General features: G+C 41.2%; 32 protein-coding genes, 6 tRNA genes and 1 rRNA gene. 4 read left to right on the top strand and 35 right to left on the bottom strand.

What is annotated here, in order from left to right; all coding sequences use genetic code 11:
- Positions 1-58: 58 nt before the first annotated feature.
- The 26 genes from DW959_RS04355 to DW959_RS04255 form a co-directional block, all read right to left on the bottom strand.
- Entirely contained in the window at positions 59-478 is a 420-nt protein-coding gene (locus tag DW959_RS04355; RefSeq protein WP_118615504.1) for a hypothetical protein, read from the bottom strand.
- Positions 479-494: 16 nt separating this feature from the next.
- Positions 495-881, bottom strand: coding sequence for a hypothetical protein (locus tag DW959_RS04350; RefSeq protein ID WP_118615502.1), 387 nt, complete (start codon positions 879-881; stop codon positions 495-497).
- An 8-nt stretch (positions 882-889) separates the two neighbouring features.
- Positions 890-1,330 carry a hypothetical protein gene (locus tag DW959_RS04345; RefSeq protein WP_118615500.1) on the bottom strand — a complete coding sequence of 147 codons (441 nt, stop codon included), beginning with the start codon at positions 1,328-1,330 and terminating at the stop codon, positions 890-892.
- Positions 1,323-1,763 (bottom strand): hypothetical protein, encoded by a 441-nt coding sequence (locus tag DW959_RS04340; RefSeq protein ID WP_118615498.1) that lies wholly within the window; start codon positions 1,761-1,763, stop codon positions 1,323-1,325. Before DW959_RS04340 ends, DW959_RS04345 begins: the two co-directional genes overlap by 8 nt.
- A gap of 1 nt (position 1,764) precedes the next feature.
- A complete protein-coding gene (locus DW959_RS04335) occupies positions 1,765-2,226 on the bottom strand; it encodes a YopX family protein (protein ID WP_243023334.1) in 462 nt (153 codons plus the stop codon).
- Positions 2,213-2,461: a hypothetical protein gene (locus DW959_RS04330; protein ID WP_118615496.1), complete on the bottom strand. Its 249-nt coding sequence runs from the start codon at positions 2,459-2,461 to the stop codon at positions 2,213-2,215. Before DW959_RS04330 ends, DW959_RS04335 begins: the two co-directional genes overlap by 14 nt.
- Positions 2,448-2,744: a hypothetical protein gene (locus DW959_RS04325; RefSeq protein WP_118615494.1), complete on the bottom strand. Its 297-nt coding sequence runs from the start codon at positions 2,742-2,744 to the stop codon at positions 2,448-2,450. Before DW959_RS04325 ends, DW959_RS04330 begins: the two co-directional genes overlap by 14 nt.
- Entirely contained in the window at positions 2,735-2,974 is a 240-nt protein-coding gene (locus DW959_RS04320; protein ID WP_118615492.1) for a hypothetical protein, read from the bottom strand. Before DW959_RS04320 ends, DW959_RS04325 begins: the two co-directional genes overlap by 10 nt.
- A 14-nt stretch (positions 2,975-2,988) precedes the next feature.
- The gene (locus tag DW959_RS15045; RefSeq protein WP_347475319.1) at positions 2,989-3,471 is read right to left on the bottom strand and encodes a DNA cytosine methyltransferase; all 483 of its coding nucleotides are present in this window, start codon (positions 3,469-3,471) and stop codon (positions 2,989-2,991) included.
- Positions 3,468-4,019, bottom strand: a complete 552-nt coding sequence (locus DW959_RS15040) for a hypothetical protein (protein WP_347475318.1) — start codon at positions 4,017-4,019, stop codon at positions 3,468-3,470. Before DW959_RS15040 ends, DW959_RS15045 begins: the two co-directional genes overlap by 4 nt.
- Positions 3,962-4,585 carry a DNA cytosine methyltransferase gene (locus tag DW959_RS15035; RefSeq protein WP_347475317.1) on the bottom strand — a complete coding sequence of 208 codons (624 nt, stop codon included), beginning with the start codon at positions 4,583-4,585 and terminating at the stop codon, positions 3,962-3,964. Before DW959_RS15035 ends, DW959_RS15040 begins: the two co-directional genes overlap by 58 nt.
- Entirely contained in the window at positions 4,582-5,850 is a 1,269-nt protein-coding gene (locus DW959_RS04310) for a hypothetical protein (protein ID WP_243023333.1), read from the bottom strand. Before DW959_RS04310 ends, DW959_RS15035 begins: the two co-directional genes overlap by 4 nt.
- Before the next feature lie 66 nt (positions 5,851-5,916).
- Entirely contained in the window at positions 5,917-6,072 is a 156-nt protein-coding gene (locus DW959_RS14115) for a hypothetical protein (protein WP_182430054.1), read from the bottom strand.
- Complete coding sequence (locus DW959_RS14110; RefSeq protein ID WP_182430053.1) at positions 6,059-6,217, bottom strand: hypothetical protein; 159 nt, start codon at positions 6,215-6,217, stop codon at positions 6,059-6,061. Before DW959_RS14110 ends, DW959_RS14115 begins: the two co-directional genes overlap by 14 nt.
- Positions 6,210-6,539 carry a hypothetical protein gene (locus DW959_RS04305; RefSeq protein WP_118615490.1) on the bottom strand — a complete coding sequence of 110 codons (330 nt, stop codon included), beginning with the start codon at positions 6,537-6,539 and terminating at the stop codon, positions 6,210-6,212. The genes DW959_RS14110 and DW959_RS04305 overlap by 8 nt, the downstream gene beginning before the upstream one ends.
- Positions 6,536-7,069 carry a replicative helicase loader/inhibitor gene (locus DW959_RS04300; RefSeq protein ID WP_118615488.1) on the bottom strand — a complete coding sequence of 178 codons (534 nt, stop codon included), beginning with the start codon at positions 7,067-7,069 and terminating at the stop codon, positions 6,536-6,538. The genes DW959_RS04305 and DW959_RS04300 overlap by 4 nt, the downstream gene beginning before the upstream one ends.
- A 146-nt stretch (positions 7,070-7,215) precedes the next feature.
- Complete coding sequence (locus DW959_RS04295) at positions 7,216-8,067, bottom strand: DUF6291 domain-containing protein (protein WP_118483566.1); 852 nt, start codon at positions 8,065-8,067, stop codon at positions 7,216-7,218.
- Between the two features lie 16 nt (positions 8,068-8,083).
- The gene (locus DW959_RS04290; protein ID WP_118615486.1) at positions 8,084-8,425 is read right to left on the bottom strand and encodes a hypothetical protein; all 342 of its coding nucleotides are present in this window, start codon (positions 8,423-8,425) and stop codon (positions 8,084-8,086) included.
- A 5-nt stretch (positions 8,426-8,430) separates the two neighbouring features.
- On the bottom strand, positions 8,431-8,838 hold the full coding sequence (locus tag DW959_RS04285) for a DUF1064 domain-containing protein (RefSeq protein ID WP_118615484.1): 408 nt from the start codon (positions 8,836-8,838) through the stop codon (positions 8,431-8,433).
- A gap of 99 nt (positions 8,839-8,937) precedes the next feature.
- Entirely contained in the window at positions 8,938-9,930 is a 993-nt protein-coding gene (locus tag DW959_RS04280) for a recombinase RecT (RefSeq protein WP_118615482.1), read from the bottom strand.
- Positions 9,930-10,190, bottom strand: coding sequence for a hypothetical protein (locus tag DW959_RS04275; protein ID WP_118615480.1), 261 nt, complete (start codon positions 10,188-10,190; stop codon positions 9,930-9,932). The genes DW959_RS04280 and DW959_RS04275 overlap by 1 nt, the downstream gene beginning before the upstream one ends.
- A gap of 11 nt (positions 10,191-10,201) precedes the next feature.
- Positions 10,202-11,062, bottom strand: a complete 861-nt coding sequence (locus DW959_RS04270; protein ID WP_182430052.1) for a DUF1351 domain-containing protein — start codon at positions 11,060-11,062, stop codon at positions 10,202-10,204.
- The gene (locus tag DW959_RS14105) at positions 11,053-11,220 is read right to left on the bottom strand and encodes a hypothetical protein (protein ID WP_182427455.1); all 168 of its coding nucleotides are present in this window, start codon (positions 11,218-11,220) and stop codon (positions 11,053-11,055) included. Before DW959_RS14105 ends, DW959_RS04270 begins: the two co-directional genes overlap by 10 nt.
- A gap of 18 nt (positions 11,221-11,238) precedes the next feature.
- A complete protein-coding gene (locus tag DW959_RS04265; RefSeq protein WP_118615476.1) occupies positions 11,239-11,889 on the bottom strand; it encodes a YqaJ viral recombinase family protein in 651 nt (216 codons plus the stop codon).
- Entirely contained in the window at positions 11,877-12,086 is a 210-nt protein-coding gene (locus DW959_RS04260; protein ID WP_118483580.1) for a hypothetical protein, read from the bottom strand. Before DW959_RS04260 ends, DW959_RS04265 begins: the two co-directional genes overlap by 13 nt.
- Positions 12,087-12,104: 18 nt before the next feature.
- Positions 12,105-12,410 carry a hypothetical protein gene (locus DW959_RS04255; RefSeq protein WP_118615474.1) on the bottom strand — a complete coding sequence of 102 codons (306 nt, stop codon included), beginning with the start codon at positions 12,408-12,410 and terminating at the stop codon, positions 12,105-12,107.
- A 95-nt stretch (positions 12,411-12,505) separates the two neighbouring features.
- Here DW959_RS04255 and DW959_RS14100 point away from each other — a divergent pair, with 95 nt between their 5' ends.
- Positions 12,506-12,679 carry a hypothetical protein gene (locus DW959_RS14100; RefSeq protein ID WP_182427456.1) on the top strand — a complete coding sequence of 58 codons (174 nt, stop codon included), beginning with the start codon at positions 12,506-12,508 and terminating at the stop codon, positions 12,677-12,679.
- Here DW959_RS14100 and DW959_RS04250 read toward each other — a convergent pair.
- Together DW959_RS04250 and DW959_RS04245 are read right to left on the bottom strand one after the other, a co-directional pair.
- Entirely contained in the window at positions 12,676-12,954 is a 279-nt protein-coding gene (locus DW959_RS04250; RefSeq protein WP_118483584.1) for a hypothetical protein, read from the bottom strand. The two genes, DW959_RS14100 and DW959_RS04250, sit on opposite strands and share 4 nt — an antisense overlap.
- A gap of 43 nt (positions 12,955-12,997) precedes the next feature.
- The gene (locus DW959_RS04245) at positions 12,998-13,204 is read right to left on the bottom strand and encodes a DUF739 family protein (protein WP_118615472.1); all 207 of its coding nucleotides are present in this window, start codon (positions 13,202-13,204) and stop codon (positions 12,998-13,000) included.
- 173 nt (positions 13,205-13,377) lie between these two features.
- On the opposite strand from DW959_RS04245, the gene DW959_RS04240 reads away from it, so the two are divergent.
- The 3 genes from DW959_RS04240 to DW959_RS04225 all read left to right on the top strand — a co-directional run bounded on the left by DW959_RS04240 (position 13,378) and on the right by DW959_RS04225 (position 16,944).
- Positions 13,378-13,761, top strand: coding sequence for a helix-turn-helix transcriptional regulator (locus tag DW959_RS04240; protein WP_118615470.1), 384 nt, complete (start codon positions 13,378-13,380; stop codon positions 13,759-13,761).
- A 319-nt stretch (positions 13,762-14,080) separates the two neighbouring features.
- A complete protein-coding gene (locus DW959_RS14270) occupies positions 14,081-15,649 on the top strand; it encodes a GIY-YIG nuclease family protein (RefSeq protein ID WP_243023332.1) in 1,569 nt (522 codons plus the stop codon).
- Between the two features lie 170 nt (positions 15,650-15,819).
- A complete protein-coding gene (locus DW959_RS04225; RefSeq protein ID WP_118615466.1) occupies positions 15,820-16,944 on the top strand; it encodes a site-specific integrase in 1,125 nt (374 codons plus the stop codon).
- 101 nt (positions 16,945-17,045) lie between these two features.
- Here the strand turns inward: DW959_RS04225 and DW959_RS04220 are convergent.
- From DW959_RS04220 to DW959_RS04190, 7 genes are all read right to left on the bottom strand, one after another.
- Positions 17,046-17,131 (bottom strand) — tRNA-Leu (locus DW959_RS04220).
- Between the two features lie 15 nt (positions 17,132-17,146).
- A tRNA-Val gene (locus DW959_RS04215) sits at positions 17,147-17,219 on the bottom strand.
- Positions 17,220-17,244: 25 nt separating this feature from the next.
- A tRNA-Asp gene (locus tag DW959_RS04210) sits at positions 17,245-17,318 on the bottom strand.
- Positions 17,319-17,338: 20 nt separating this feature from the next.
- Positions 17,339-17,412 (bottom strand) — tRNA-Ile (locus tag DW959_RS04205).
- 12 nt (positions 17,413-17,424) lie between these two features.
- Positions 17,425-17,497 (bottom strand) — tRNA-Val (locus DW959_RS04200).
- 23 nt (positions 17,498-17,520) lie between these two features.
- Positions 17,521-17,594, bottom strand: a tRNA-Asp gene (locus DW959_RS04195).
- Between the two features lie 157 nt (positions 17,595-17,751).
- Positions 17,752-17,839: ribosomal RNA gene (locus DW959_RS04190) — 23S ribosomal RNA — on the bottom strand; the annotation flags it as partial.

Below are 17,839 nucleotides of genomic sequence, written 5' to 3'. Positions count from 1 at the left end.
CACTACAGTATATCACAGTTGCTAGGTGCTATTCGGTGCTAAATGGTGCTATTTGGTGTCAACTTTTCAAAATCTTTATCCGAAATGCCTCAAGAGCAACTCCATGAATATGTTTTGTCCTGTCATATGAATACTTTATTTCAGATGCTATATCCTTTAATGACTTGTACTCTATATACTTCTTAAACAGAATCTTCATGTAGATAGGATTGTTCAAACTGTGGATCTGATTGATCACTCTATGCTTGAGTTCCGCAAATCTGGCATTATCCTCCTGCAGCTCTCTCTCAAAATCAACATACTTCGCTACTTTCACGCTCAATGATTCAGATGCGCTTGTCTGTACTTTCTCCTTGGAATAGTCAAATGCTCCCAAGCCTATTGCATTGTCCTTAAGGCTATCTAATTCTATCTTCTTCTGCTGTATTTTCGTATCAAGCGTTTCGACCTGTTTCAGGTACTCTTTCGCTATATTCACTATCTTATCACCTCACTTACTTATTTTCTCTGATGGAGAACTCTATTCCGGTTTCTTCCCTCAGTGCATCTATGAAATCATCCCAGATCACATCTCCATCACATATACACTCTGTCTTCAAATTGAATCGGTCAAAGAACTGTTTGATCCTTTTCTGTCCAAATCCAAACTCATCTCTCAACACCATACAGGACATGATCAGCACAGTATCGATCGTATTCATCTTGATCTTCTCAACTGATTCTTCCAGTTGTGCCTGGTTGATCTCTAACGGAATGAACATGGCTCTCCTTGCTGCAAGCTCTTTCTTAGCCTCTTCCATGCCCTTATCCTCGATCAGCTTCATGATCCATATTGCACCAGCCATTCTTGCCTCATGTAACTTTCTATCCGACTTAGCCATGTTTTCTCCTATTCCGCTTCTGATTGAAGCCATTCAAGTGTGCATTTTTTACACATTTTTCTAATTTTATCGTTATCGAGTTCACTTTCACTAACACAAGGGCACTTTTCCAAATTCATAGAATCAATACAACCACTAAATAGTACACTCGCCAACTCTTCATCCGACATATTCCTTATTCTGTCTGCATTGGTCTGCTTATCGCTTTTCACAATTTTAAAATATTTATCAATGCAACCTAATACAATTTTTAAATCGTAAGAACTATATCCAATAGAATAGTCTTTTTCACCAACCAGTCTGTACTTCAATTCATAATAAGGCTTATCATCTATCGTTCGTACAATTATTTCTAAGCTATCGACCTTAGCCTTATTTATATTTATTGTTCTCACACTCTGTAAATCTTCCTCTTCTTTGACTGTTAGATTGCTCTGCTTATCATTCATCTTCTCCACCTCTCAATTCTTTCAGTTTTGCTTCTGCTTCGGATTTGTTCAAGAATACCGACTCACCGATTGCACTTTCTGCAAAACTTCCTGTGATACTTCCACTCGATTTTGCATAATAGAATACGACTTCTTTTGTTGTAACAGGTTCACAAATGTATTCTTCACATTCACCAAATGAAAAGGCTGTTATTGTACATGCAAAAGGTATGCCATAGTCAATATCCCATACTGTATCCCCCACCTTGCAAGGTAACTTGATAAGTCTGCCATGCTTCTCTAAGTCCTCATACTCTGCAAGTTTTTCAAGTGCCTGTATTGCCATTCCATAAGCATTTTCAAAAGAACTTCCCCATGAAGTATCACATGGAATTGCTTTACCAAGTTCATTGCAATCATATTTTAGTTCTTCGATAGCTTCACGCTCTGTCATATTATTCCTCACTTTCTAATAATTCTGGATTGTCAAATATGTTGCCAATAACTTCTATATCAACCATATGAATCCAATAACCAAAATCTTTTCTGTAATATTTAGTATACTTTCCCGACCAATCTACATAAAATCCGATATGCTCTGCTTTTGTGCTATCAAAACAGTTTTGATAACTGCCATATCTAATTGGTGCGCACGCATCACTGAAGAAATCTTTTACAATATCATTCTCCCAAATAAGATTACCATTCTTATCTTTTAAGCCTGTGCATTGGCAGATTGTGGGCGGGTCTATTTCGTTCCACCCATCTGTTTCGCCATTAGAATAAAATATTGTGGCAGGTTCAAATATTAGATGAACTTCTTTGTCATACATATCTAAACCTTTTACATAATATCCTGTAACCCATTCTCCATTATCAACTCTCTTTGCCTTGAATAAATACCTATCTTTCATCATCGTCACTCTCCTCCTCATCAATTACTAAGTCCGAAAACTCTGATTCAATCAATTCTTCTGGACTTGAATAGTTATTTTCTCCATCAGGTTGTGCATAATAAACCGTATCCTCATCACATTCACCATCCTGCTTTAATTCCCAATACAGATCATATAAATCTCCACCATAATCCTCATCATAAAGAGACGTGTCTTCTTCACTATAATGCTTGCCCTTATATTCATATATTTTCATCCACCTCAACCTCTCTTTCTGCCATAAGCCAGTTCAATGTACATTCCTGGCAAAACTTATCATGCTTGTGGCATTCTACTTCATCAAACCCTATCTCATTCGGGCACATTACAATCTGCGCAAGATCTGCATCACTGAGCGACCGGATATAATCTCCGTTTGTCATTGGCTCATAGTTATCCGTCGCATTCTTGGTACAGTGTGCGCATGGTTCATCTGTTTTATATCTGCTCTGGTATTTGCATGTCTCACAGCTCTTATCCTGTACTGGTACTATTTCCATCGAATCTCTCCTCTCCTGATCATCTCAACAATATCTATTCTGGTGAAGCTCTCCCGGTAGCCGTATTCACTCTTCATCACTATGTGATGATCGTAAACCTCCACAATGGTCCATTTCTTCCATGTCATGATAAAATTCCGCCCACTGGTGGTTTCTTTTGTATGGATCCGCACGACCTGCCCCGGTCGGCAGATCATGTTGTATGTAACGTCTATTTCAAATTCTGTCATGTGTTCTCCTTTCTCTAAACAAAACACAACTGTCCATTCTCTTCTTCGCCTATCCCCATGTTTGGCATCCTCTTTCTTACACAAAGCTCTGGAAGATTCGACCTCACCATCGCCGCCGGTATAGGTGGACAGACTGCATTTCCACATCTCTTAACCTGTTCACTTCTTGAATATGTCTTACCTGTGCTGTCATGATCTATGATGTAATCATCCGGGAACCCTTGGCATCCATATAACTCCTTTGGCTCAAGCATTCTGAGACCAATATCCACGATCTGATACTCAACACCTTTGATTGTTACCAATCCAAACCGATCTCTTGATGTCACTGTATCAAGCGGCTGTTCTATATCTTGGCCTGTACCCTCTCCGTAGTATTTGATCAGAAATGCCCGAACTTCTCCAAAATGCCCCGCAGATGTTGTCACTGTATGCAGTGGCTCTCTCTCATCCTGCCCTATCCCTGTCTTGTAAAACTTGCTGAGGAACGAAGTCACAAGGCATATCTGTTTGAGCTGTCTACTGTCATGATCGGATTCTCTATACCTTGACCTCTTACCTCATCTGGATTGGTCTCCGAATGATATTGAATAAGTGTAGGACTTATTAGACAGTGCTCATTCTTGCTGACAATAGTTGTAAGAGGTTCTCTCACATCTTTGCTACGATCTGCAGAGAATCCAGTCTGACCTATCTGAACAATATATGGTTCTACAACTCCATATCCATGCTTGCCTGTGATTGTCGGCATTGGATCTCTTATATCCTGCGGCTTTCTTTCGCCGCCATGATTGCATTGAATGATGAATGGCTCTGGATTGTCCAGAACGAACTTCTTCAGCCCTCTTGCAATCCTCTGCATAGTCTTTGGTGCCAGCGGTCTCACCGCCCGGATTCCATATTTCTCTTTGATCTCCTCAGACGTGTCAAATATACTTGGACACGGCAGACTGAAATCAAGCTGCGTATAGGCTCCGACATAAGGCTTTAATAGTCCACTCTTAACCTCTTCGCTGTCTGCCGGTGCATATGTAGCTTTGGCCACATGATCGGCACTCCGTCACATCTTGCAATCATGAAGAATCTTTTTCTCTTTGTTGGTGCTCCGTAATCAGCAGCCACAAGCTCTCTGAACTGTACCTCATATCCCAGATCATTGAGCTGCCTCACAAATTGTCTGAATGTGTCTCCCTGTTTGTTCCTGATCGGATGATGTCCCCGGTTGAGTGGTCCCCAGGTCTTGAACTCTTCAACATTCTCTAACATGATCACTCTCGGTCTTACAAGAGCCGCCCATCTGCAGGCTACCCATGCAAGACCTCTGATGTTCTTATCCTTCGGCTTGCCGCCTTTCGCCTTGCTGAAATGCTTGCAGTCAGGGGAAAACCAGGCAAGTGCCACCGGGTGCCCTTCACAGGCTTTCACAGGATCAACCGCCCATACATTCTCACAGTAGTGCCTTGTATTCGGATGATTGACCTTATGCATCCTTATGGCTTCCGGATCATGATTGATTGCTATATCAACACTGTACCCTGTAGCCATCTCAATTCCTGTTGATGCTCCGCCACCGCCGGCGAAGTTATCAACGATAAGTTCTCCGTTTATCATGGCTGCACCTCCGGGTAATCATAAATATTCATCTGTACCGCTGGTTCATCTTCCCATGCGACACCTATGTAATCTAACACTCTTCCCCAACCGAACTTCTCACCAGTCTTCGGATCCGTGCAGCACCGGTACATGTAAAACTCCCATTCCTTTTGATTCCGTTCTCTGAGCCTGTCAAACCTGTGCGGTCGTTCTTCCATGTGAATTCCAAAACCACACATACTGCATCCGGTTCTCTGTGCTCCTGTTGTCCTAAGTTCTCCGTTATCATTCACAATCTGACCATATATAGCCGGTATGATCGTATCAACCGGTTCATACGGTATTACATTTCCATCCTTGTCCTTGCTGTATGGCTGCTCATAATAAAGCTTTGCAAACACATCTGTGTGATCGTGATACCAGGCATCCATCTCCTGTGCAAGTCTTAAAATGTCATTTCTGATGTATGGTGCAAATGGTGCTGATCTCATTACCGTCTTTCCATAGTAGTTGCACCCATGATCTGTAAGTGCTTCTTCTCTCTGCCCACCTTCAGATGCCATCATTCCAAGGAACGGAAAGCTTGAATGTGTTCTTGCCCAGTCGTCACATGGCTTTTCTTTCAAATAATAGCAACAATCATTTGATACCTTGAAATTCGGTTTGTAATACATAACCCCTTCATTCTCGTTCTCATATCCGCCAAACAGATTGAGCCACTTCTGTGGAAGCTTCATACGGCTGTTTTTCTGGAAGTGTCCAAGCTCTCCACATTCCCCTGTGATAATCGCATGTCTGACGGTCTTATTGTTCTCTGTAGGGTTCTGAAGTAGGGCAATCTTGCCAGCTATTCTCTTACTGATAACCGGGAATCCAACTTCATTGAGCACTTCTACTTTTGTCTTAAGCGGCTTCAAAATCGTTACTCCAAGAGCTTTGTGTACCCTCTGTATGCTCTTATCTTCCAGAGATGATACCGATACCGCTGGAACATTGATTCCTATCGACTTCAGGAATACGTGTAGTGTGATACTATCAAGTCCACCCACACTCACATGAGCATTTTTATCTCGCTTGTCCATCTGCTCTATGAACTCATAGGCTCTTAATTTTGATCGTGCAACTTTGACCTCATACGGTTGTCTCTGTAACGCAATCATGCGATCTCTCGCTTCTTTCTTTCGCTGCTTGTACTCAGCAAGCCCCTCATCTGGCTTATCAATGTCCAGCTCTCCATCCTCGCCAAATACACGAAGGATCAAATCGTCTTTTTCTTCATTCATTTTTTAAAAGGAACCCGATATATCGTTACCCCGGCCGGAGGTTCGGCTCCTTTCTTTGATTTATTTTTATCTGCTCCGGAGTCCTTTCAACTCCTCAAGCATATCTGCGATCTCTGTATGATACTGTCTGTTTAGTTCAATAGCTGTATCATCTGCATCTTCCAATCCAGCATGTTTTGCTTCCCATCTCTCATGCTTTATAGCTTCGTCAATCTCCATCATCTGCTACCTCTTCAAAACTACCGGATCCACAACTTGGGCACACTGCTGTATGTTCATATGCCGGCTGTCCATGATATTCACCCATGCACTCTCTTTCCATGTCCGGCTCTTCAAACTCTGCCTGACAGTCAATGCATTTATACATCTTCACCGCTCCAATCTAATTTCTGACCGCATCTATCGCAACGATCAGATAATTCTCCACAACACAAGACATTATCGATTTTGGATATAATTTTTCGGCGGCACACAGGACAGCCATAATTGATATAATTTATCTTAGGGTACTTAAATATAGTTATTTTCTTCGGAATCTCTTTGTCCAAATTCTGTAACACTATGTCATAAGCACTATTCAAATCATCAATATTCTGCACGATGTCACACTTTCCACAATCTCGGTCACAATGTCTATTGATGCACTCTTTTTCAACCATCATCAGCTTCTTTGCTTCTTCAATCGTCACTCGTCTTCTCTCCCTTCCAACATCATCATGCTGTTGCTCTGTATCTTCTGTATCGCACTTCTGAGCTTTGCCGGCATCAGCGCATCCTTTTGCTTCCGCTTTGCAAGCTCCTCATAGACCATGCGGAAATTCGCCCGATCAATGTCAATATTCTCACTCCTGCAAATATTCACAAATCCGCCGATCTGTGTCACTGTCCTTGCGGTCAGATCATCAAGTGTCATCATTGCATCCTGCTGTCTGTATGATCCATATATCCGGATCGCATGTAAGACAGTCTCCCATGCTTCGCTCCATGCCGGAATCTCGCCCTGTCTGACCTCGCAGCACATCTGACGTATCTCTGCGATACTTGGAGACCATTTGTTTGTTGATACCCATTTGTTGAGTGCTGCTTCTGCCACTTCATACGGCAGATCCTGAAGCTGTCTGTACCAAAGCTCCATTGCCGGTCTATTCGGCAGTAGATTCTCTCTGGGGTAGTATGTCTTTAGCCCCATGGCGAACTTTGCAAACTCCTGTTCCGTCATTCCGCTTTACTCCTCTCCACTTTTCACACCTGCCATGCATCTGACGGATCTCGTCTATGTACGAATTATCAAGATCACAGACATGTAATACTCTGCCTGTATCTGAAAGCGTACAGGTCTGGTTGTGTCTGCAGGTGTTACATCGTTTATTTTGTTTCATGCTCATGTATGATCTCCTGTTTTGCTCTCTCTTTCGCCCAGTCTGCCATCATCTTGTATGATTCATCCAACTGATCCGCTACCCGGTTGTTACTTGCTCTTGGTGAATGGGAATACTGCTTATTCTCTCCCTTAAGCTCATATACCCCTGTCCATCCCTGCATGATCGATTGGTTCAGTATCTGTACCTGCTCATACTTGTCATGGGATAATGTCTCAAGCTTGTTCATCATCAAGGTAACTGCCCTGTCACTCATCGGTTTTTTCATACCCTTGCGAAATTTAATGAACTCATGAATAGCCTCATCCAATTCCGGCACATCACTATACACGACCGGATCTGGCTTCTTGTGTGACTTGACCGCCTTTTTTGTATGTGCGTTAGCACATATTTTTTCTGGAGTATGTATATACTCCTCATTATCACAATCATTATCATATTCATTATCACTATCATATTCATTATCGGCTTTTCTGGGTTCTGTTGGGTTATTGTCGGTTTCTTCAATAACCGTTCGGTTTTCTGAAAAACCATTCGGTTTCTTTGGGTTATTGTCGGTTTCTTCAATAACCGGCTCTTTTGCAGGTCTGCCACCCTTTTTCCCATTCTCCTTGTTCCGTTCGCACTTCTCCTCATACTTGATATTATCTTTATCCATCCGTTTCTTAATGAATGAGAAGCACATAGCAAGAGCACTACCCTTTGGCAGATCAGGGACTTCACCGGTCTCCTGATAATCAATCAGAGCTAACATCAACTCACCGATCTGCTCTGGTGGAAGCATTTCTAAATGCTCTCTATATTCGGTATAAAAGACGAAGCTCTTTTTATCACTCATAGCCACTGTACTCCTTTCATTTTCTTGCATACTCCCTGAAAGCCTGCTCATTCTTCTGCCGCATCTTCCGCACACATCTGTTACCGGCAAGCCACGGATTTGCCGCCTGTATCTTCTGTCTTGTGCGTCTCACTGTCTCGGTTGTTGGTAAGCCGAACTCTGACAGATGCAGGAAGAACTTTGGCACAGAAACATGATCAATATTGTATCCATGCTTTTCTCCAATCTGCTTACATACGAGATAGTACAACCGGTTATCACTACTTCTTGCTGCTATATCTTTTTCAAGGACTTCATAAACAACATCCTGTGTTGATATCAGCTCTTTTTTCTTCTCTTCAATGAGGTCTGTCATCATACCCTCTATACCTCCTTAATTCGTATTCCATAACGGTGGAGCATCAATTTCCGCTTAATCACATAATCTTTCGTTCTCATGCCCTTGGTGTCTTCCACGACTATATTCTCACCCTCTTTGTAGACAAAATCGGCAACATAGTAGCAGCTCTGTTCTATGACCTTACCGGGCTTATATTCGCCCTTATGAGGTCCAGCCTTGTACATCTCAGTTGATTGTTCTCTCTGTCTCGGTATAAGCTCGTATCTGACCTGTCTCTTGAGGTCCGTGATCTCTCCTGCTTTCTCAAGCAGCTTAAGCTCCATGTACCGGTTTGCTTCTTTCTTACTGTCAAACAGTATCCCATCGACCTCAACCTTTTTATTCCTGTACTTTCTGTCCAATGATGCTTTCTTTATCCACTGTGGATTCATCAATCAATGCTCCTTTCTCCCTGCCACCGGATCAGCGGCAGGGCTATATACAATGGCTTATACTGTGTGATGTGTGTATCTGCCATGAACAAGTATTATTTATGAAAACAGTGCAGCGGCGGCAGGATTCTGCTGTGTAGTCTGCGACTGTTCAATAACAGGTGCTTTTTCCTTGCCCTGTTCCGGTTCCGGTTTTGCTTCCGGTTCTGATGCAGTGGAATCAACATATTCCTCTGTATCGTTTTCCACATAGGTCACATTTCCATCTCCATCCATAGTGGTCATATCACGCTCAAATGCGCTCTGAAGATCAATACTCATAACACCCCACTTGGAAATTAACTGACGGAGCATTGTTTTATATGCCATTCCATCAAAATTCTTGTACCAGAATGATGAATACATCCACGAATCTCTCGGATCATAATTACCGGCTTCATAGTCAGCAAATGACACCTTTTCTTTCTCGCCATACTTTGTGTTAATCTTTACAGCATCCTTGCTGAAAGCCTGTGAATACTTGTCCGCATGAGCAAGCATCTGTGCCTTGCTCCAATACAATGTTTTTCTGAATCCATTTACCAGCTCAAACATTGCATAGTAGCCGATTGTCTCAGCTTTTTCACGCTTGTCCCAGTCATCAACCATAAGATTGACTTTGATGTCCTCATTGAGCGGATCAAAGTATTCAAGCTCACCTTCTTTAATGGCTACTACGTTCAGTCTCTTATACTGACCGGATCGGATTGCAAGCTGGATATATCCCTTGTATCCCATCTGGAACTGTGCCTCTTTGGTACCTGCCTTGGTATTATTGAACGGGACCATGTAATAATGTCCGAGCTGTGGAGATGGCGAAAGCTGTAAACTCTCACCAAGAAGTGCTGCTGAAAGAATCGACTGATTTGTGCACTCCTGAAGTGTAGGGTTGGTGTTATATGCTGATACGATAGCAGAAATGAAACGCTGTCCATTCTTACCACCAACTACCTGATTGATCTGATTCTTTATAGCATCCTGTGAAAGGTATGCTGTGATTCCCAAATTCTGCTGTGCCTTGCTTTTTTTCACTAAACTATTATTAACTGCCATTATTTGTCCTCCTCATTAAAACTAAAAAGTTCATGTAACAACTGATCAAGTTTTTCCTTTGTTTTCTTAATCTCCTCGTCCAGTTCCTCATCTGTAAAAGAACCAAGTTTTATAACATTGTCTAATTTCTCTTTTGCAACACACGGTGGATAGTTTTTATGTAAGAATCGTGTGTATCCTGCCAAAACAGCAGCTACCTGTGATTCTACTTCATCCTCTGAGCCTTCCATTCTCAAATGATTTCCTTTTACCTCTATCATGCTTTTTCCTCCTAAATAGCTTTAAATTCTATGCTTCTACTCTTAAAGAACTCTTTCAATGCATAAGCATCTTCCGTTGTGAGTAATACCTCAAATCTGACTACCATTCTCTCCTGTGTGCTGTCAGCACTCTGCACCGGTTCTTGCGGTGTCACAGCCTGCTCATGCGGTACTGTCTGTTCTTCTTTGATCTCCTTTGCCTTGCGTTCTTCCTCTGCCTTTCGTGATTCTTCTGCAGCTTTCTTTTTAGCCTCGGCATCAGCCTTCGCCTTGACGATCTCTGACATCCTTTTAGCCTCTGAGATAGCCTTGTTTATATCAAGCGTCTGTTTGAATACCTCTGTAGCCTCAAATCCAAACTCTGGAAGCTGGCTGAGTGTATACACATCATCGCCGATCTGATACATTCTTGCTCTCATCTGTTCCTCAATGCTTTTCATCGAAGTGGATGCATTCAGCCACTTAGGATCCCAAATCTTTTCAAGTGTAACGAAACTCTGAAAGCCCATGCCGGCAAACAGTTCTTCAATAGCTTTCTTCTTCTGTGCTTTCTGTTCATCATTGTAAGCAGCAATTCTCTCATCTATCACTGCAATAGGCTTATCAACGATTGCTATGAGCTCATTAATCTGAGACTTAAACTGATTGAACGGATTCATATATTCCTTCTCTTTTCTGATACGTTCAGAGTTCGCTGTATTCTTAAATTTGTTCAGCATTGCTCTATCTGCCTTAGCATCCTTGATCTGCTCATCTGTATATAAAAGAGATCCATAGTATTCAGCCTTATCCTTAAGTTCAGCCTTAAGTTCTTCAAAGTTTAAAACTTTAATCTCCTCCGGTATTGCTACCTCATTCACTCTTAATTCCATGTACATCCTCCCACCATAGCCAGTTCATACTGACCATCTTTGTTTATTTTCATCATGCTCATGATCCGGTCTGTCTGTTTCTGTCTCTCCTCTTCACAGTCGCATCGCTCTCCCGGATCAAGATTCGCTCCACAGTTACTGCAAATTCTGTAATACATTTTTCTCTCACCCCTTTACTATATTTCCGGTAATTTCAGTGCCGGTGCTTTTTTCATCTGTACATGCTCCCAGAACTTTGATTCTTCCTCGATCAGATACTTGATATCTTCTTCAACCTCCGACCGTTCTATCGGATAATGTCTTGTCTGTAAGTACACATTCTCTCCATATACAGATTTAAGCTGTGCCTTAAGTATTACGAAGTCAAACTCTGTAACCATCAGGTAATGCAGCACCTGTATGTAATAGTTATCCGGTATCCTGTGATCCCACTTCTCTTTCTGCATGGACTGTAAGATATTCGTGGTCTTACATTCCCATATGCCTTTACGACCACCCTGATCTATGAGCCATCCATCAAGAGATGCATGTGCCCACGGATACTTGTCATTGAACCAAATGTTATTCTCTTCATAACACACCTGATATTCCGGATAGTCCAATTTGAACAATTCCCTGAGAAGCGGCTCAGCTTCTGTTCCATATTTCACATATGGCTTATCCGATATATCCACCGGTTCAATTCCATATGCTTTTTCTTTCCAAAGCTCCACATTGCTTTTATATGGGTTCATTCCCACAATAGCCGAAGCATCCGAACCACCTATCTTTGTTGTTCTTGCCTTGAGCCATTCTTCATGACTGGATAACACTTTCATCTCAACCATGCTTTTCTTCTCCTGCCTACCAGATAAGGGAGTGTCAGCAGCACTCCGACAAATGCCTGTCCAAGGTGTGCATACCATGGTTCAATGATCTGCATATCCATGGCGAACGCAACTGAGTTTGCTGCTCCGAAGATCAGGAATAAACCAATAGCACACATGGTATAAACCGCATATCTGCACATCTTCTTTTTCTTCATTTGCTTCACTATCCTTTCTCACTGTGCATCCTGCAACACCGTCCCACCTTCTGCAACTTTCTTAGGATTGAACGGTGGTACTCTTCTGCCGGCTTTCAATTCTTTGCGGTATCGCATAAAGTCTACAAGCGCAAGATAGTTGACATATGTCACACCAAAACCATCCAATATGGTGTATTCACTGTATCTTCCTTTTGCAATGTATATCGCCAGCTCCGATAATCTGTTACATACCGTTCTTATCGATATTCCAAATGCTTCAGCAATCTCAGCTTTTGTCATATATGGACCGGCTTTTACATATCTAATTCCTGTTATATCCATTTCTTACCTCTCCTTTCTCTTGTCGTCCTCGTTATTTCACCCTATAATTTCCGTAGGTGCTACCAACACCAATTCATACGAAAGAAGGTGAAACTATGTCAAAAGATTCCTTTAAAGATGCCTTGACAAATATTGAAGACATTGCACTGGCTTACACAGTCAAGACATCAACTGCCACAACACCTGAACAGTTTCTTGACGATTATGTAAAGAATAAAATTTCATTTACTGAAATCAAGAAACAACATGGTGATAAGTGGATGATCTAAAACTCGAATCTGGCAATTGATTTAAGAACCTCTTTTGTCACATCGAGTAGGTGTAGTGAGTGCTTTACCGAGTATTTCTTTGCTCCAAGTACTTTTAAGATGTCCTTGATAACGCACTCCTCGCCGTCATACGTTTCCGACAATTCACAGTTCTTTGCGATATAATAGAAAATTATCTCCTCGTCAGTGAGAACTTTCCTCACCTCAGAGAATTCTTCTATATCTTTCGTTTTCTCTGCTATGTCTACCAGCTTTGAATTTATGCTGTTTATCATGCCTCTCCTTTCTATCCTTATTTGTTAAACACCGTTTAACTTTTTAGGCAAAAAAATAATCAGGATACTCATTTAAGTTAATATCGAGTAATTCTGCCCACTTATTCATCTCTTCCTGAGTGAATCCAGTTTTACAATTTAACTTTTTTGATACAGAATTACTTGATAAACCTAATGCATTTGCAAAATTACCCTGTGTTCCATAGCGTTCTACTATTCTTCCTCTCAGCTTATCATACTGATATGGCATATTCGCACCTCCCATCTCGTATATTTGTTAAACTTCATTTAACTTTAGTGTAAGTTTAACTCTGTTTAACTGAAAAGTCAAGCCTAAAGTTTAAAGTTTTTTAACTTTTTGTTTGATTTTAGTTAAACGATGTTGTATAATCCTATTATACTAATAAAAGGAGGATACAATATATGAAATGGCCAGTAACTGCTAATCGATTAAAACAAGCAATGAATAACATAAATATAAATGCGCAGGAACTTGCAGACAAAAGTGGTGTAAGTAAAGCATCAATAAGTCAATATGTAAATGGTAGCCATAAGCCATCTAATATATCAGCTCCAAAACTTGCTCAGGTTCTACAAGTAAATGCAATGTGGTTAATGGGATTTGATATGGAAGATCAACCAAAACCTACATATTACTTCGACGATGAAACAGCTCAGAAAGCACAAGAGATATTCGAGAACAAACAGCTCTCTCTTCTCTTCGATGCCGCAAGGGATGCCAAACCCGAAGATTTAGAGATAGTACAGCGTATGCTCTTGGCTCTCAAGAATAAAGAGAAACGATAATGTACAAAAAACATCCCACGGTATTTGTTATTGTATCTACGACTATGTTACAAGGGGGATGAGTTAATTGTATGATATAAATGTACAGATGATGGATCTGAAGACTACAAAAGTTAAAGAAACTGTTACCTGCAATGAAGATGGTTCATATACTATCTTTCTTAATACACGATTCACACAGGAACAGCTTAACGATGCTTATATCCATGCACTCAACCATATTATCAGAGCGGACTTCGAACACACTAGCTCTGTAAATACCATTGAGGCTTATGCACATGGGTTGCAAAAATAATTAACAAATGAAGGGAGAGATTCAATGAATCAAAAACAAGAAAACAAATGGTATTTAAGTACATGGTTTATTGCTATTCTATGCGCATGCTGGTTTCTTATACTTCCAGCAATCGGCGGCATAGTATTGATGATAATGAAGACCTTGGACGAAAAGGAACAAAAAGAAACCAATCAACAAATTAGTCAACAGAATGCCCAACTTGCGGCTCAGAATGCTCAGATGAATCAAGCAATGCAAGACATGAATAAGACTATGCAGGATTTAGGGGTGCATGACCATCAGCAGTCGATGGCTAAGCTCAACCAGGTGAATGCCGAAATATCCGAAAACCTTGCCACTATAGATAAATTGCGTTCAGACATTGCTACACTTCAGGCAAAAGATGATAAACTGCAAAAATCAGTTGCGACCCAAGAGCGCAAGATCTCTCGTGCTAAGGAAATCTACAGCAGTATTGAATATGCATTAGATAACTTCATTACTGCTGACATTCCATATAACGAATGCCGAATTAGCCAATCAGATATTGAGGATGCTAATCTCATTGCCCCATCTGTTATCCTTAAATTACATTGTATGGATATAAAAAGCTTGCGAAAAGCATACAGAGAAAATGAGAAATCCATTGACACTCTCAGACAGCAATATGCTATCAGATACACTACTAAAGCCAACAAAACGATTTACGACCTCATTGTCAAGGGGCTGGAATCTGAGATGCAGAACGTCTTGTACAATTTAAAATATGACAAGCTTGACAACGGTATTGAACAAATAAAAGATATCTGTGCTAAGTATCTAAAGATTGCAGCTGAAGGTAATCAAACAATTGCTGGAACTCTTACTAAGTTCATAGGTGAAATGGAATATCTTTTCATTAATGCCGCAAAGATAGAGTATAACTACTACGTCAAGAAAGAACAGGCAAAGCAAGAACAGCTTGCAATCAAAGAGCAGATGCGTCAGGAGGCAGAGGAGCGCAAAGCCCTTGAGGTCGAACGTAAAAAAGTGGAGCTTGAAGAGTCAAAATATGAGAATCAGATATCTTCCCTCAAAGAACAGGCGGAAGCTTCAGAGGGTGAAGCCCTTGCTGCTCTGCAAGCTCGTATCCTTGAACTGCAGGCTCAGCTTGCAGATGTAACAATCAAAAAGGATGAAATAGCAAAGTTGCAAAATGGTAAAGCTGGTAATGTTTATATTATCAGCAACTTGGGTTCATTTGGTGAGAATGTATTCAAAGTGGGAATGACAAGAAGAATAAATCCACAGGATAGAGTTAATGAACTTGGAGATGCTTCTGTTCCGTTCAAATTTGATGTACACAGCTTTATTTTCTCTGATGACGCTTCCGGTCTTGAAACCGAACTTCACAAGAGACTTAATGATCGCAGAGTAAACAAGGTAAATCTTAGAAAAGAGTTCTTTAATGTATCAATAGATGAACTTGAAGAACTTGTAAATGAGATCTGCCCTACTGCAGAGTTCAACAGAACAATGCTTGCTGAAGAATACAGACAGTCACTGTCAAGTTCTGAAGCATATACCTCTGAATATTCAACAGCGAATGAGACAGATGATGAGGATGAATAATATCATCTTCATATTATAAAAAATCCCCCAGATGCTACCAACACCTGAGGGAAGTTACCCACAAACCGAAGGCTTATGAATAACGCTCTGAACAAGCTACATTATATCACAAGCCTTCTCATTTTGATAGGCTTATTTTTTATGCCTATTTTTAGATAGGAGTTGATATTATGTGGTCAGAAATACAAAAGAACGGTACTGTGAAGTATTGTGAGCGGTACACGGATCCGCTCACGGAGAAGGTTAAGAAGGTCACTGTGACGATGCAAAAGGCATCACCGCAGAATAAGAACAAGGCGGCGAGAATCCTCAATGCCAAAATCGATGTTGCATTGGATTCAGTATATGCAGACAAAAAGACTACTTTAAGAGAATTGCATGACGCATATTCCGCAGCTCAATGTGTGACATATAAGTTATCTACGACCAAACGAAATAATATAATAATCAATTCTGTTCTTGATATCTTAGATGAAGATGCTATTGTCAACAATCTATCAGCTCAGTATGTAAACAGTAGATTCCTTGATAGTGGTAAGAATATATCAACGCTTAATACATATATTACGAGATTTAAAGCCATGCTTAATTGGGGATATAAAAATGACTACCACGATAATTACCGGCTTATCAGTAAACTTGAATTATTCACAGATCAGACACAGGAGGAAAACACACAGAGTAAATATCTTGAACCAGCCGAAATCACAAAACTCCTTGAATATATGCAAGATCAAAATATGTGGCATTGGTATTATGTCACTGAATTTCTTGTCTTGACTGGACTGCGTTTTGGAGAGCTTGCGGCGCTCAAAGATACTGATGTAAGCTTGCAAGACCTCACTATTCACATAGATAAAACATATGATTCAAATAACGATGTGGTTACTACTCCTAAAACGGATAATTCTATCAGAGATATTCACATTCAGCCGGAATTGATTACTGTAATCAAAAAGATACGATTATGGAGGAAAGAAAAGATGTTAGAGCGGAATCTGTCAACGACCCTATTTATTCCAGACATCTCTACCGGATCATATATATCATATGCTGCGTATGATAATTATCTAAAAAGAAAATCTAAGCTTGTGCTTAATCACCAGATATCGCCTCACAAGCTACGCCACACACACGCCTCTTTACTTGCTGCAAATGGTATGACTCCAGATCAGATTGCAAGAAGGCTGGGCCACGGTCGTAGCGATGTCACTCAGGACATATATATACATGTCACTCAGCAGGTCGTTGCGAATGATAATAAAACTATTGATTCAATAAATCTTATCTCATAGTTTTAGTATTTTGCCCCTATTTTGCCCCTACGGCATATTTTAAGGTAAAGAAAAAACCCTGAAACCCTTGATTTCTCTTAGGTTTCAGGATTTTTCTTCAATGCCGGCGACCGGAATCGAACCGGTACGGGAGGTTAGTCCCGCAGGATTTTAAGTCCTGTGCGTCTGCCAGTTCCGCCACGCCGGCATGTCCTTTGGACAATGGGACCTACAGGGCTCGAACCTGTGACCCTCTGCTTGTAAGGCAGATGCTCTCCCAGCTGAGCTAAGATCCCATATTTAATTTTGCGCTTTCGCAAGCGACCCGGATGGGGTTCGAACCCACGACCTCCGCCGTGACAGGGCGGCGCTCTAACCAGCTGAGCCACCAGGCCATATTAATTTTAAAACGTAGTGGACGTTCGGGGACTCGAACCCAGGACCGATCGGTTATGAGCCGATTGCTCTAACCAACTGAGCTAAACGTCCTCATGTTATAAATGGGACCTACAGGGCTCGAACCTGTGACCCTCTGCTTGTAAGGCAGATGCTCTCCCAGCTGAGCTAAGATCCCATATATAATTTTGCTTTCGCAAGCGACCCGGATGGGGTTCGAACCCACGACCTCCGCCGTGACAGGGCGGCGCTCTAACCAGCTGAGCCACCGGGCCATTATGGTAATCGCTTCGATGATAACAAGCAAAACTTCGTTCACATCTTACGTTTGATGGATACATGTTCTATTGTTCATGTACCTTCAGAATTTCATACAGAAAGTCTTGCGACTTCATTCTCTCCAATCTCTTCCCGCTTATCTTTCGAACCTCTCAGGATAAGTCTTCGACCTATTAGTATCTGTCAGCTGAATGCGTTACCGCACTTACACCTCAGACCTATCAACCTCGTAGTCTTCAAG

The organism is Clostridium sp. AM46-21 (assembly GCF_003480025.1).
Taxonomy (GTDB): domain Bacteria; phylum Bacillota; class Clostridia; order Lachnospirales; family Lachnospiraceae; genus Coprococcus; species Coprococcus ammoniilyticus.
Note: the sequence above shows the minus strand (reverse complement) of the source record. Positions and strands in the feature narration are given on the sequence as shown.

Coding starts and splice junctions, on each gene's coding strand:
- DW959_RS04265 (WP_118615476.1), bottom strand. CDS start 11,889: ATGGTTGAGATGAAAGTGTTATCCAGTCATGAAGAATGGCTCAAGGCA.
- DW959_RS14115 (WP_182430054.1), bottom strand. CDS start 6,072: ATGATGGAGATTGACGAAGCTATAAAGCATGAGAGATGGGAAGCAAAA.
- DW959_RS04335 (WP_243023334.1), bottom strand. CDS start 2,226: ATGATGAAAGATAGGTATTTATTCAAGGCAAAGAGAGTTGATAATGGA.
- DW959_RS04345 (WP_118615500.1), bottom strand. CDS start 1,330: ATGAATGATAAGCAGAGCAATCTAACAGTCAAAGAAGAGGAAGATTTA.
- DW959_RS04280 (WP_118615482.1), bottom strand. CDS start 9,930: ATGGCAGTTAATAATAGTTTAGTGAAAAAAAGCAAGGCACAGCAGAAT.
- DW959_RS04300 (WP_118615488.1), bottom strand. CDS start 7,069: ATGACGGAACAGGAGTTTGCAAAGTTCGCCATGGGGCTAAAGACATAC.
- DW959_RS04290 (WP_118615486.1), bottom strand. CDS start 8,425: ATGATGACAGACCTCATTGAAGAGAAGAAAAAAGAGCTGATATCAACA.
- DW959_RS04340 (WP_118615498.1), bottom strand. CDS start 1,763: ATGACAGAGCGTGAAGCTATCGAAGAACTAAAATATGATTGCAATGAA.
- DW959_RS04350 (WP_118615502.1), bottom strand. CDS start 881: ATGGCTAAGTCGGATAGAAAGTTACATGAGGCAAGAATGGCTGGTGCA.
- DW959_RS04320 (WP_118615492.1), bottom strand. CDS start 2,974: ATGACAGAATTTGAAATAGACGTTACATACAACATGATCTGCCGACCG.
- DW959_RS04310 (WP_243023333.1), bottom strand. CDS start 5,850: ATGAATGAAGAAAAAGACGATTTGATCCTTCGTGTATTTGGCGAGGAT.
- DW959_RS04270 (WP_182430052.1), bottom strand. CDS start 11,062: ATGGAATTAAGAGTGAATGAGGTAGCAATACCGGAGGAGATTAAAGTT.
- DW959_RS04260 (WP_118483580.1), bottom strand. CDS start 12,086: ATGAAGAAAAAGAAGATGTGCAGATATGCGGTTTATACCATGTGTGCT.
- DW959_RS04295 (WP_118483566.1), bottom strand. CDS start 8,067: ATGAGTGATAAAAAGAGCTTCGTCTTTTATACCGAATATAGAGAGCAT.
- DW959_RS14100 (WP_182427456.1), top strand. CDS start 12,506: ATGTCAAAAGATTCCTTTAAAGATGCCTTGACAAATATTGAAGACATT.
- DW959_RS15035 (WP_347475317.1), bottom strand. CDS start 4,585: ATGATAAACGGAGAACTTATCGTTGATAACTTCGCCGGCGGTGGCGGA.
- DW959_RS04330 (WP_118615496.1), bottom strand. CDS start 2,461: ATGAAAATATATGAATATAAGGGCAAGCATTATAGTGAAGAAGACACG.
- DW959_RS04255 (WP_118615474.1), bottom strand. CDS start 12,410: ATGGATATAACAGGAATTAGATATGTAAAAGCCGGTCCATATATGACA.
- DW959_RS14105 (WP_182427455.1), bottom strand. CDS start 11,220: ATGTATTACAGAATTTGCAGTAACTGTGGAGCGAATCTTGATCCGGGA.
- DW959_RS04325 (WP_118615494.1), bottom strand. CDS start 2,744: ATGGAAATAGTACCAGTACAGGATAAGAGCTGTGAGACATGCAAATAC.
- DW959_RS04225 (WP_118615466.1), top strand. CDS start 15,820: ATGTGGTCAGAAATACAAAAGAACGGTACTGTGAAGTATTGTGAGCGG.
- DW959_RS14110 (WP_182430053.1), bottom strand. CDS start 6,217: ATGTATAAATGCATTGACTGTCAGGCAGAGTTTGAAGAGCCGGACATG.
- DW959_RS04240 (WP_118615470.1), top strand. CDS start 13,378: ATGAAATGGCCAGTAACTGCTAATCGATTAAAACAAGCAATGAATAAC.
- DW959_RS04250 (WP_118483584.1), bottom strand. CDS start 12,954: ATGATAAACAGCATAAATTCAAAGCTGGTAGACATAGCAGAGAAAACG.
- DW959_RS04245 (WP_118615472.1), bottom strand. CDS start 13,204: ATGCCATATCAGTATGATAAGCTGAGAGGAAGAATAGTAGAACGCTAT.
- DW959_RS04285 (WP_118615484.1), bottom strand. CDS start 8,838: ATGAATCCACAGTGGATAAAGAAAGCATCATTGGACAGAAAGTACAGG.
- DW959_RS04275 (WP_118615480.1), bottom strand. CDS start 10,190: ATGATAGAGGTAAAAGGAAATCATTTGAGAATGGAAGGCTCAGAGGAT.
- DW959_RS14270 (WP_243023332.1), top strand. CDS start 14,081: ATGAATCAAAAACAAGAAAACAAATGGTATTTAAGTACATGGTTTATT.